This window comes from Vibrio sp. R10-SG-ISO4, from assembly GCF_059834135.1.
The window spans coordinates 21,227-33,355 of record NZ_JCBDHJ010000011.1; the positions used below are offsets into that span (position 1 = coordinate 21,227).

At 49.8% G+C, this 12,129-nt stretch carries 10 protein-coding genes; 3 read left to right on the top strand and 7 right to left on the bottom strand.

Translation table 11 applies throughout. The features are described 5' to 3' along the window. The first annotated feature begins 44 nt into the window (after positions 1-44). The gene (locus AC6R03_RS05915) at positions 45-2,879 is read left to right on the top strand and encodes an FAD-binding and (Fe-S)-binding domain-containing protein (protein ID WP_500632116.1); all 2,835 of its coding nucleotides are present in this window, start codon (positions 45-47) and stop codon (positions 2,877-2,879) included. 119 nt (positions 2,880-2,998) lie between these two features. Further along, on the top strand, positions 2,999-3,745 hold the full coding sequence (locus tag AC6R03_RS05920) for a dienelactone hydrolase family protein (protein WP_500632115.1): 747 nt from the start codon (positions 2,999-3,001) through the stop codon (positions 3,743-3,745). An 84-nt stretch (positions 3,746-3,829) separates the two neighbouring features. Here the strand turns inward: AC6R03_RS05920 and AC6R03_RS05925 are convergent, their stop codons facing one another. The 4 genes from AC6R03_RS05925 to AC6R03_RS05940 form a co-directional block, all read right to left on the bottom strand. Next, complete coding sequence (locus AC6R03_RS05925) at positions 3,830-4,612, bottom strand: pectate lyase family protein (RefSeq protein WP_500632114.1); 783 nt, start codon at positions 4,610-4,612, stop codon at positions 3,830-3,832. Positions 4,613-4,621: 9 nt separating this feature from the next. Further along, entirely contained in the window at positions 4,622-5,185 is a 564-nt protein-coding gene (locus tag AC6R03_RS05930; protein WP_500632113.1) for a hypothetical protein, read from the bottom strand. A gap of 61 nt (positions 5,186-5,246) precedes the next feature. Beyond that, complete coding sequence (locus tag AC6R03_RS05935; protein WP_500632112.1) at positions 5,247-7,469, bottom strand: right-handed parallel beta-helix repeat-containing protein; 2,223 nt, start codon at positions 7,467-7,469, stop codon at positions 5,247-5,249. A 72-nt stretch (positions 7,470-7,541) separates the two neighbouring features. Then, a complete protein-coding gene (locus AC6R03_RS05940; protein WP_500632111.1) occupies positions 7,542-8,252 on the bottom strand; it encodes an oligogalacturonate-specific porin KdgM family protein in 711 nt (236 codons plus the stop codon). Positions 8,253-8,518: 266 nt separating this feature from the next. Between AC6R03_RS05940 and AC6R03_RS05945 the strand changes: the two genes are divergently transcribed. Further along, the gene (locus tag AC6R03_RS05945) at positions 8,519-8,947 is read left to right on the top strand and encodes a pectinesterase family protein (RefSeq protein WP_500632110.1); all 429 of its coding nucleotides are present in this window, start codon (positions 8,519-8,521) and stop codon (positions 8,945-8,947) included. Between the two features lie 53 nt (positions 8,948-9,000). On the opposite strand, the gene AC6R03_RS05950 is transcribed toward AC6R03_RS05945, so the two are convergent. From AC6R03_RS05950 to AC6R03_RS05960, 3 genes are all read right to left on the bottom strand, one after another. Continuing rightward, positions 9,001-9,519, bottom strand: coding sequence for an NUDIX hydrolase (locus tag AC6R03_RS05950; protein WP_500632109.1), 519 nt, complete (start codon positions 9,517-9,519; stop codon positions 9,001-9,003). A 115-nt stretch (positions 9,520-9,634) separates the two neighbouring features. Next, entirely contained in the window at positions 9,635-11,272 is a 1,638-nt protein-coding gene (locus tag AC6R03_RS05955) for a methyl-accepting chemotaxis protein (protein WP_500626738.1), read from the bottom strand. A 452-nt stretch (positions 11,273-11,724) separates the two neighbouring features. After that, complete coding sequence (locus AC6R03_RS05960; RefSeq protein WP_500632108.1) at positions 11,725-12,123, bottom strand: GFA family protein; 399 nt, start codon at positions 12,121-12,123, stop codon at positions 11,725-11,727. Positions 12,124-12,129 lie beyond the last annotated feature (6 nt).

Consider the following 12,129-nt stretch of genomic DNA (forward strand, 5'->3'; position numbering starts at 1 on the left):
TGGTTAGGCCATGATAGCCCCACTCTACACAGCAGGAAGCGGATATGCCCAATACGTTAAACTCTCATCCTTATTCGGCCTTGATTGAGACGCTGAGCCAGCGCCTTGATAAGGATAGACTGATCACCGATGACGCCAAGCGCCTTGCGTATGGCACCGATGCCAGTTTCTATCGCTTGATTCCAAAACTAGTGGTCAAGTTGTCCAACCTCGATGAAGTGATTTGGGTGATCCGCACCTGCCGCGAGTTTGCGGTGCCCTTTACCTTTCGCGCCGCAGGCACCAGCCTTTCAGGCCAAGCGGTGTCGGATTCGGTGTTGATCACCTTGACCGATCACTGGCGCGGCCATGAGGTTATCGATAATGGCGAAAAAATCCGCCTGCAACCCGGTGTGATTGGCGCTGACGCCAACCGTTACCTTGCGCCCTATCAGCGTAAAATTGGCCCCGATCCCGCCTCAATCAATACCTGTAAAATTGGCGGCATCGCAGCGAATAACGCCAGTGGAATGTGTTGTGGTACGGCGCAAAACTCCTATCGCACCATCGATAGCCTGACACTGGTTTTAAGCGATGGCACCGTGCTCAATAGTGCTGACCCAGCCAGTGTCGAGGCATTTAAACGCCAGCGCCCTGACATCATTGACGGCTTAACCCAACTGGTGGCAAAAACGCGCGCTAACCCCACACTCACCGAACGCATTCGTCACAAATATCGCCTAAAAAACACCACAGGCTACGCCCTTAACGCACTGGTCGATTTTGATGATCCGATTGAAGTGCTCGAACATCTGATGATTGGCTCAGAAGGCACCTTAGGCTTTATCGCAGACATCACTTACCACACCGTGGCCGATCACCCGTTCAAAGCCTCGTCGTTACTGGTGTTTGCTGATATCGAGACCGCCAGTCGCGCCGTCACGACTCTCTCCCAATCGCCCATTGCCGCCGTCGAACTGATGGATGGCCGCGCGCTGAAATCCGTCGCCGATAAACCGGGTATGCCCGACTTTATGTCGACACTGACCACGGACGCAGCCGCGCTGTTGGTTGAAACCCACGCAGAAAGTGCTGATCAGCTCGAGGCGCAATGTGAGCGTGTGATGGCGGCTCTGACCGATTACGCGATTATCGAATCGGTCGATTTTACCCGCGATGCGAACACCGTCGCCACGCTGTGGGGCATTCGAAAAGGCATGTTTCCTGCAGTCGGCGCCGTTCGTGAAGTGGGCACCACCGTTATCATCGAGGATGTCGCTTTTCCCGTTGAGCATTTGGCCCACGGTGTGCGCGATTTGCAGCAACTGTTCGATCGCTACCACTACGATGAGGCGATCATTTTCGGCCATGCGCTGGAAGGCAACCTCCATTTTGTTTTTACCCAAGGGTTTGATAGCCAAGAAGAGATCGCCCGCTATGGCGCATTTATGGATGACGTTGCCGAGTTGGTCGCGGTGAAATACCAAGGTTCACTTAAAGCAGAGCATGGCACAGGGCGCAATATGGCCCCTTATGTCGAGCTCGAATGGGGCCAGGACGGCTATCAATTAATGCAGCAAATTAAACGCTTGTTTGATCCCGACGGACTGCTCAACCCCGGCGTCATCATCAACGACAACCCCAACGCGCACCTTGAGGATTTGAAGCCGATGCCTGCGGCGGATCCGATTGTCGATCGTTGCATTGAATGCGGCTTCTGTGAGCCGGTCTGCCCATCGCGCACCTTAACGCTTTCCCCTCGCCAGCGGATTGTGTTGTATCGTGAGATCCAGCACCGCAAACGCCATCAACTGCCTAGCGCGCATGAGCTAGAGCAAGTGTTTGAACATCAAGGTTTGGATACGTGCGCCGCCACCGGACTGTGCGCCGATCGCTGCCCGGTGGGCATCAACACGGGTGATCTGGTCAAGCAACTGCGCAGTGCCAAGTATCAGTCCTTCACGCGGATTGCACGTTGGACAGCGGATCACTTCGCCACTACGACCACGTTAACCCGCGCCGCGCTGGGCGCAAACCGTATCGCCTCTGCCCTACTACGCCCTAACAATATGGCGGCGGTCATGAGCCAAATTCGCCGAATCACCAAAGGCAAAACGCCACAATGGTTAGCAGAAATTCCCACCGCAAACCGCCACCGCGTCAATAAGGCGATGGAACTCTTGGTCAAATCCGATAAAAAAGTGGTCTATCTGCCCTCATGCGCTTCAAGAACTATGGGCCAGCAAGCGGACAACCCAGACTCACGCAGCTTGACTCAAGTCACACTCTCGCTGATCAAAAAAGCAGGCTTTGAAGTGATCATCCCAGACCAGCTCGACAGCCTCTGCTGTGGCATGCCCTATGACAGCAAAGGAATGGCGGATCTCGCCAAGCAAAAATCCCTACAACTGGAAAAAATGCTCTACGCCGCCAGTTACCAAGGGGAGTATCCTATTTTGATGGACACCAGCCCGTGCGCGAAGCGAAGTATTGAGCACTTTACCCAGCCGCTGACCATTGTCGAGCCGACGGGCTTCGTTCATCGTTACTTGCTGCCACACTTAACGTTGACGCCCAAACAAGAAACCGTGATGTTGCATGTCACCTGTAGCGCAAGACGCATGGGATTGGAAGCCGACATGCTCGCGCTCGCCAAGGCGTGCGCCACCGACGTCGTGCTACCTGAGCACATCGCCTGTTGTGGCTGGGCGGGCGACAAAGGCTTCACCACACCGGAGCTCAACCAAGCAGCGCTCGAATCGCTCAAAGCGCAAGTTCCCGAAGGGTGTCGCCGCGGATTTAGTAACAGTCGCACCTGTGAAATCGGATTGTCCCATCACAGTGGCATCCCGTATCAATCGATTCTGTACTTGGTGGATGAGGTGTCGACGCCGTCCTAATCCTCCCCTATAAAAACATGGCTTCGATTTGCGCTCTTTGTGCGCCGCTTACGTAAGACAAGCGATAACGTATTTTGACTCAATACGTACTAAGCTTGTTGAAACAACGGAGGTGAACAATGAAAAAGAGAATCGGGTTAGGGTTAACGCTACTCAGTAGCGCGCTGATGAGCGTCAATGCGTTGGCAGGCGAAAGTAAAATTTACAATGTAAATGGTAGTGAATACGAGGGCTACTGGTCCAAAGCGGGTGACGATGCCCCGTTGGTCTTACTGGTGCACGACTGGGATGGGTTGACCGATTATGAAATGAAACGGGCACAGATGTTGACAGAGCAAGGCTACAACGTCTTCGCTGCGGATTTGTTCGGCAAAGGGATTCGGCCTGAGAAAATTGAAGATCGTCGCCAACACACTGGCGAGCTCTATAAAGACAGAGACAAATTGCGTGCTTTGATGCAAGGCAGTTTAGACTTTGCCGCCAGCTTAGGGGGCGATGTCAGCAACGCGGTGGTCATGGGTTACTGTTTTGGCGGAGCCGCAGTTCTTGAATCGGCGCGTGCAGGCATGCAAGCAAAGGGTTTTGCGACGTTTCACGGCGGCCTATCGACGCCTGAAGGGCAATCCTATCAACAAACTAAAGCGCCTATCCTAGTGCTGCATGGTACCGCGGACACGGCCATTACCATGGATCAATTTGCCGCGCTCGCAACCAAGTTAGAAGCGACCCAAGTGCCCCATGAAATGATCACCTACAGCGGCGCGCCCCACGCATTCACCGTGTTTGACAGCGACCGCTATCGAAAAGACGCCGACGAAAAATCGTGGCAACGCTTTGGTGAGTTTTTGGCCTCGGTGACGCGGTAATAGACGCGCTGTCAGAAACGCAATGAAGAAAAGCAGCCTCCTTCCAGATGGCTGCTTTTTTGTTTGGCGACAATACCGTTTGAATTATTGACTCAGCTTGCCCGCACCAACCTTATCTTTCAATATGTTAAGCAACTCTTCGGGTGCTTTGACATCATAGGCGTAGTGTTGGCTTGGGTGCCAAAAACGCGCCTCTTGAGCCGGATCTAGCGAGATCAGCGGCGCATTGCTTTTGCCTTTTTTCGCCTTCGCGTGGGCAACCTCGTTCAACTCAACGGGCTGACCGTTCAACCAGTTGTTGTGCGCGAAGTAATAAGAGCCGCACTTTGCTTCGCTCCAACCCGCATTAAGACACTTCTTCTTGTTGCTTTGGCTAGAGCTGTAACCAATCAAGCCAACCTTATCGTGATGCTTGAAGTGGTTGTTCGAGACCGTCACTTTGGTTGACGCGCCAACGATATCGATCAAGGCGTCGTGGTGTTGCACTTTTTGCGTCTTTTCGTTGTATGGAGCGTCCCAAACGGGTGGGAAGCGATCGTCAGTCCGTTCACCATTGCTAAAACTGTTGTGATCAATCCAAACCATAGACGCGTTTTCTACTGTGATGTTGTCGTACTCAGAGTTCCAACGTCCTCCGCGCAGCGTGCACCCGGTTGGATTGACCTTGTCATCAACAAACGTCTCACTGCAATTTCCTTGACCAAATTCTTTTTTGTCGACTTTAAACGAATCTCTTGGTCCCCACCCTGGGAAATCATCAAACGCATCGGTAAAGCGAAGGTTTCGGATCACGATATTTTGCGCATGATAGTTGTACGGTTTGGCTTGATTCTTTTCTCTGTCATAGCGCAGTTGACCTAATCGCAACTGACCATGCTAAATTTCCGCGTCGGTGCCAACGCCAATCAGTGATGTATTCGAGCCGACACGCAGCACGATATGGTTGTTTTGCTGGCGACTAAAGCATTGACGCAGAGTTTCCAGTTCACCCGTTAACTCCGGCGGACGACCGTTTACAAGCGATTGTTTGTTCCACTCTTGCGGACGATAGGCCTGATAATAAGCGGCATAGAAATCGTCGTAGCTATCGTATGGCGAGTCACAACGTGCCATATACTGCTCAGGTGCGATGGGTTGACCTGTCGCATCACCGTTCAAATCGATGGAACCTTTGACGTAAATGATTTTTGCCTGATGAGATGGCTCAACCCACGCACCATCTGAGGCGATGCTTGGTTGACCCTCGTAGAGTGCATCCATCAGCTCTTGACGGTTGGTGACTGTGGTGATTTGTGTCGCGCCGCATCCCCCCGTCACACCAGTCGCCCAGCCTGTTGCACCAACAGAGCTTGGCGTCGAATCGGTGTCAGGTGAACACGCTGCCCATGTGGGTAGCGCCAACATGGTACATGGAAGAATGAAAAGTGAGGCGATTTTCATCGTGTTGTACTCCATAAAAAGCGATAAAAAAAGGCTTAGCGTTTGCTAAGCCTTTCGGTGGTTAGGGTTGTGATAACAACGCTTTTAAGCGCATCGCTTCCGATTGACCGGGAACCGGTTCGGTAGCGGAAATTTTCGATGCTTTTTTCAGCTCCACCAAACGCTGCGACTCTATCGCCTGACCTTGGTCATTGACGGTAATGCCATCCGCAAGCAGGTAGTTGTTCTGCTTCACATCCGCGTTCACCACATCACTGTAGTCACTGTCAACAAAGAAGCGGTATGACTGGTTACCCGTAAAGGTACCCTGCTTCACTGTCTCTGTGTATGGACTCTTACGTACGAGGAAATTGAAACGTTTGTTGTCGATAGACACGTTATTTTCCAATTGCAATGCACCCGGGTTGAAGTTATCGGTAAAGCCGTCCATGTGGTTGTGGAAGGCTAAGTTGTTGCGCACAATATGCGCCACAGGTAAACCTTCACCGCCGAGCTTAAAGCCATTACCACGTGAACCGCCTTTACCTGCTACTTCAAGCGTTTGTCCATTTTGGTACGCAACAGAATCTAGAATAGTCACGACGCCATTGGCACCATCTTCAACCTTGTTGAACAAATCCCAGCCATCATCGATGTTGTGATGGGCAACACAACGGATAAAGGTGTTCCCGTCACCGATGCGCATTTTGGCAGCAAAACCGTCAGCATTGATTTGTGACTCATCCATGTTGTTGTAGCTTTCGCTGTTTTCCACCACGTTGTAGCTTGCCCACAGTGCACGGCCAATCTTCGCCTGTGAGGTGATTTGGAAACCTGTGTCAGGTGCACTGTGCGTCACAATGCGATCAAAGTGGTTGTGGCTGCCGTGAACGATATAGCGCGCACCTGCCACCTCGATATTCTTCACATTCCAGTAGCTGGCGTCATGCAAAATATCGCCGCTAAAGGTCACGCCATCTTTTGCGATCAGATGCTTGGGTTTATCTTGGGTACCACTCACAGACACTGGCAGCGTCAAACCTGGGTAGACACCCGGCTCTAATGTGATGGTACCACCCGGTGCCACTAGCGCTACTGCGGCTGCAAGATCAAGCTGGCTGTTAGGGCTAACGGTGAGGTTCATTGGATCGCTCACCGTGACTTTTTCAACCGATTGAACGTAGCTTTTCGCGCTCAGATCCGGCCCTTCGACAGGGGTATAAGTCACAGTAAATTGCGCTTGGTTGTGCTTGAGCGTGGCATCATAGTTGAAAAACTCACCGGCACTGACCGCCACGTTATCGACCAAGGTCTGACCGTTTTGGCTCACGCTGAACGTGCCCGAGTAGTTGGCACGCGACTGCAAGGTATAGTTATCAATCGCACTGCGATCAGGTGACGCTTGTTGCAGCACCACGTCTTCTAATGTGGCTTTGTACAACGGCGCATCAACTGTGTTGGCTGGAGTTAGCGTGAGATCCACATCGCTGACGGTGATTTTTGCATTTCGAGAGGCAAAGAAACCGATATATTGGTAATTCGGATCTTGCACTTGAACAATATTGGCATTCGCACCTTTGATCTCTTCGCTCTGCTGCACTGTGCCATCATCATAGGTGACAAGGTAGCCGCTGTCGGTACGTGTTAGCGACATTTTGTAGGGCTTATCTGAGCCAAATGGCACGCCTTTAATGAACTCATCACGGCTCATACGGTTGCCGCCCGTACCCCAAGGTTGGTAGATACCTTCACGGTAATTGGCGTTGATGTTCACCAAACCATTGGTCGCTTTTTTGTTTGCACGCAGCGCATGCATCACCATGTTCGATGCCGAAGGAAACTCTTCCAAACCTTCAGGTTGAGGATTCAATCTTGGTTCACCAATAATATCGCGTACCATGATCCCAGCCCCTTCTTGGCGGTTGGGTTTTGAACCGGTTTCAGGGCCAAGCTGATCCAAGGTGATGGTCGCAGACAGGGTGAAATTCACATCGGTTGGGATTTTGGTGTAGTAAAAAGTCACACCTTCATGAGAGTTAGCGAGCTTGCCGCCACGGCTTTCAATGGTAAAGGTGTCCGCCAAAGCACCTGCGGTGGCCGGTTGGCCATTAACGAGCACTTCATTGGTGCCGACTTTTTCCGGCAGTATGGTTGAACCAAAGTTTAAATCGGTGGATTGACCAAACGTAATGGCCTGCCAAGTGAGCGTATCAGGAGAGAGAGATTGTGATTGTTGCGTATCGGTCGCACATCCAGTGATAGACATCGCCGCCGCGATACACAGAGCAATGGGCGTTTTTTGCATAATGGGTATCCTCATTTAAACCCTATTGGCACCGGAGTACCAACAGGGTTTTAGGTATCGTCAAGATGGTGATTAGAAGCTGTATTTCATGCCGATACGGTAACGAGGTTTCCAAGCATCTTTCTCAGAGCTGTTCTCTTTCTTATCTGGTGTCACACCAAATTCAGCAAACGGATACCATCCGCCACCCATTTTGTACTCTGCTTTGAAGTTGAATTCAGTAAATCCGTCACTGTCACCTTTCCACACATCTTCACCCTCTTGTTTCCAGGTGTAGTCTGACGATGCACTCAGCGACCAGTTGTCGATGCCTTTGTAACCTAGGCCCACAGTCCAACGGTTGTAGTGTGAGTTATCGTCGCCACCATTTTTGATCTCATAGTGGTAACGATGACGGAAAGATGTCGACCAATCGTCGTTAATTTTGTAACCCAACGTTAGGTTAAACTGGTGGGCATGTTTATTACTGCCCGTTTCCCATTTGTACTGAGGGGTTAGAGTAAATTGGCCATCAAGCTTCCAGCGGTAGCTGATGTTGGCTTGGTTACCCGCATCAACAAACTGGTCGAAGTCAAAGAAGCCGTCACCACTTTGCCACTTAGTTTCCACTTCCCAACCGACACCATTCGCATGGCGATGGGAAACCGCGATACGGTCTTTATGGACTTGGTCTTTGCCCTCAAATTTAGGCGTCCACTCGTGACGCATATTGATAGAGACCGCATGCGCCGCTGTACTGGTTAGTGCGAGTAGGATAGCAGAAGTTATAATTTTATTTTTCATTTCGAAACACCGTTTTGTTCTCGTTAAGTTCAATTTAACTTACGCCTTAAAGACCCTTGTTTGAAAGTGGTATTTAACCAAAACGTGATCAGTGAAACGATGTTTTAATAAATTACGTTACTAAATGTGATTTAAATAATATTTACTAAACTCCTATAAATTAATATAAAAACACTTAGTAAAGGCAAATCAAAAAACCTGAATCAGATCACAATAAAACAGCGTTTCTATTTATTTTCAATGAAATAAACAAAAGGATTTACAGCGTGAATAGATTGGTAATTCTTGGAATCGGAGCGACGTCAGCCCTGCATATTGTCACAGCAAACAGTATGATGGATGAGAACGGGAAGAAGTTTGGCACCTTTGGCAGTCGTACGGTCAGTGTCGATGCCGCTGACTTTCAAGCTCGAAGCCTCATGATAGAAAATGGCTTTGATTTCCCACAAAACCAAAAGAAAGCAAAAGACGATCCAGGCCGCCAGAATGGGACTCAAGCGGTGGCGTTGCTTATTTCCCATCAAGGGGATCGGGCTCAATTTCGAGATGTTTCCGTTAACAGTTATCAAGACACATTATATTTTCGTGCAGGGCGCGCCTATTTTGACGAATCACAAATCAGTGGCACCGTCGATTTCATCTTTGGTCATGGCACCGTATTAATTGAGCGCAGCGATATCATTGCTCGATACTAAGATAGTGCCATCATGTCAAACGAGCATGGGGGCTGTACGAAACCCATGTTCGCTCACAGCATCTCTTTGGCGATCAGTTGCAGCAAGAAGGTTTCGCGCTCGATGCTCATGCCCTTTTTGTCACTTTGCTCCATGGTTTTCTCGTTGTGAGCGATGGCATCGTGGATATTCATCCACACAGGTTTCATCCCGTTTTTTATTTCATAATCTTCGTAGGCCGTCTCACCGAGCTCTCTGTCCACCTTGCAGGTGTAGCAGTAGGAGATCATGTGCATCACATCGGCGTCATCTTTGTACCAAGGACGAAACTCTTCATATAGGCCGAATGGCTTGATGGCGTGAATATTTTGCGCGCCGGTTTCTTCTTGCAGTTCGCGCACCATGCCTGCGATGACATCTTCATCGGGATCGAGGCCGCCACCAGGGATAGTGTAATCGTGGTAACGCGCGGTATAGAGTAAGAGGATATCCTCTCCACTAATGACAATGGCTCGTGCAGCATTACGCTTAAACACAGTTTTTTCGTCTAGGTGATCAATATCGGGGTGAAGAGTAGTTCTAAGGTGTCTCATAATGAATCGCGCAGCTCTGATGGATGTTGCTCTAAATAATGGGTCGTGATTCTATCATCAGAGCTGGCGATTTACCTCAGTTGTCGAAAGACGTGCCTTGTGTGTTGAGAGACGTTTATGCCAGCTTGAAGCGCTGAATCATGGCCAGTAGATCATTGGAGACACGGTTCAACTCTTGACCTGATGACGCCATTTGTTTTGACTCTACCGACACTTCTGACGCCATATCACGCAGGCTGACAACATTGCGGTTGATGTCTCCGACCGTGACCGTTTGTTGCTCCGCAGCCGTTGCGATGTGCTGGTTCATCTCCTCAATCGTGTGTACCTCTTTGTTGATGAGATTCAGCGCATCTCCCGCTTGGCTCGATAACGCAGACGCACTGCCCGCTTTTTCAGCGCCTTGGTTCATCACCTCCACCACATTTTTCGCACCGGCTTGCAGTTTTTCAACAATACTCTGGATCTCTAATGTCGACTCCTGCGTTCGCACCGATAGCGTTCTTACTTCATCGGCGACCACGGCAAAGCCTCGACCTTGTTCACCGGCGCGCGCCGCTTCAATGGCGGCATTGAGCGCCAATAAGTTGGTCTGCTCAGCGACGCCTCGAATGACTTCCAGAACCGTGTCAACGTTATTCGCATCGCTCGCTAGTTGCTGCACCACCTCTGTTGCTGCTTCGATTTGCTGTGCAAGTTCATTGGCGACCGTGACATTTTGACTAATAATTGCGTGGCTATTCGAGGCTTCTTTCGCCGCTAATCCACTGGCATCATTGGCCTCAACGGTGCGACTGGCCACTTCTTCCACCGTCGCGAGCATTTGAGTCATCGCCGTCGCCAACATATCGACGTCGTTTTGCTGCTGGTTCAAACTGTCATCAATATGATGCACCGAGTGTGTCAGTTGCGAAGCGGATGCTGAGACTTGAGCCCCGGCATCGCTGATGCTCTGCATGATGGTCTGTAGTGAGGCAATAAACTGGTTGAAATAACGCGCAAGTAATATCAGTTCTGCACTGCCCTCTTCCGGCAAGCGCTGAGTCAGATCGCCTTCACCTTTTGACAACTCACGCATCGCTCTCACCGTGCGTTTAATTGGGCTAGTGATGGTTTTTATGAAGTAACCGACAATCAAGGATAAGACCACCAATATTCCCAACGCGTAGCTCAATGAGGCGATTTCCGACATTCTGGTTGCATTTTCAAGCGCCACCATGTTCATCCCAGACCCTATCATCCAACCCCAGGGTTCAAACTGCATCACATAACTGGTTTTCGGATCGATGGTGTTTTTATCTGGATTCTTCCAAGTGTAGTTGACGAAGCCGCCACCACTTTGCGCCATCTTGTACAAGTCTTTAACAAAAAAGTGTCCAGAGCTGTCTTTGAACTCCATGATGTTTTTGCCTAGCAAAGAATCGACACCCGTTGCCAATTGGACACCGTGTTTGTCTCCCACGAAGATGTAGTTCCCCTCGTCAAAACGCATTGCAGAGATCGATTGAAGGGCGTTCTTTTGCCCCTCTTCCAACGTCAGCTCGCCACTTTGGACTAATTCGTAGTAGCGATTGGCGACACCCATCGCGCTTTGCACTAAGGTTTCAACCCCATGCTCGTAGTTGTAACGCATGTGCTCTCGGGATTTGTCGATGTTAAGTAGAGTGTTAACAATAAGCCCCAGCGCGAATAGCGCTAGGATTGACCATGCTCTGACCGCAATGGACACGTCCTTGATTTTTAGTGGTTTCATACCTGTTTTCCTAGCCATTCTGAATCGATTTTATCGTTATTGCTTTGAACTGCTTCCAACGTCACACACTGGGTATGATGTTGAATTCGTCGCTGTTGTTATTATTTTGTAAATTTAGCACTCTTTTTAGGGCTCGATATCACAAAACACTGAATACAGAGCGCAACATGTCCTATTAATAATTCAATAGATAAAACCCTCTGATTTAGAGCATTAGCACCATGAATGATTAGCATTTTATGCTGGTTAATTTCCATACTGGCATAAACATCGGAGCATCCTACTTTTGAGACGGCGTGATGACGATCGCTTTATCTGTTGCATAACAGCCTCTCGAAATTGGATTTACCGCGACAGGGAATAATTTTGAAGTGGCTATTGCGTTGAAAATGAAGATGCGTTACTGATTACAGGTTGAGCAAACCCAATCCCGAGGATCTGCTCGGCATGTTCTAAGACCTATCGGCGGGGTGGTGCACTCCGTCCATCGTCGTTATGTCGCCAAGATCAAACGGGTTCACCTCTTCAAGGCATCCGACATTGTAGCCATACTCTGTCGGGTCCGAACGGCGCTTATGATGAGTGTAGATGCCACATATTTTGCAAAAATAGTGTTTTGCTGTGTGGGTATTAAATTGATAGAGAGTCAGGCTCTCTTCTCCTTGCAGTAGGGTGATCCCATCCAATGGCACAGAGGCCACTATCGCTCCTTTACGACGACATAAGGAGCAATCACAACGGCGCGGTTTCTCAATCCCATTAGGCAAAGAGAGCGCCAGTTTAACCGCACCACAGTGACAACTTAGCGAGTGTGTTTCTTTAATGGTTGTCGGACCCACTTGCTTGATCATGCTTTC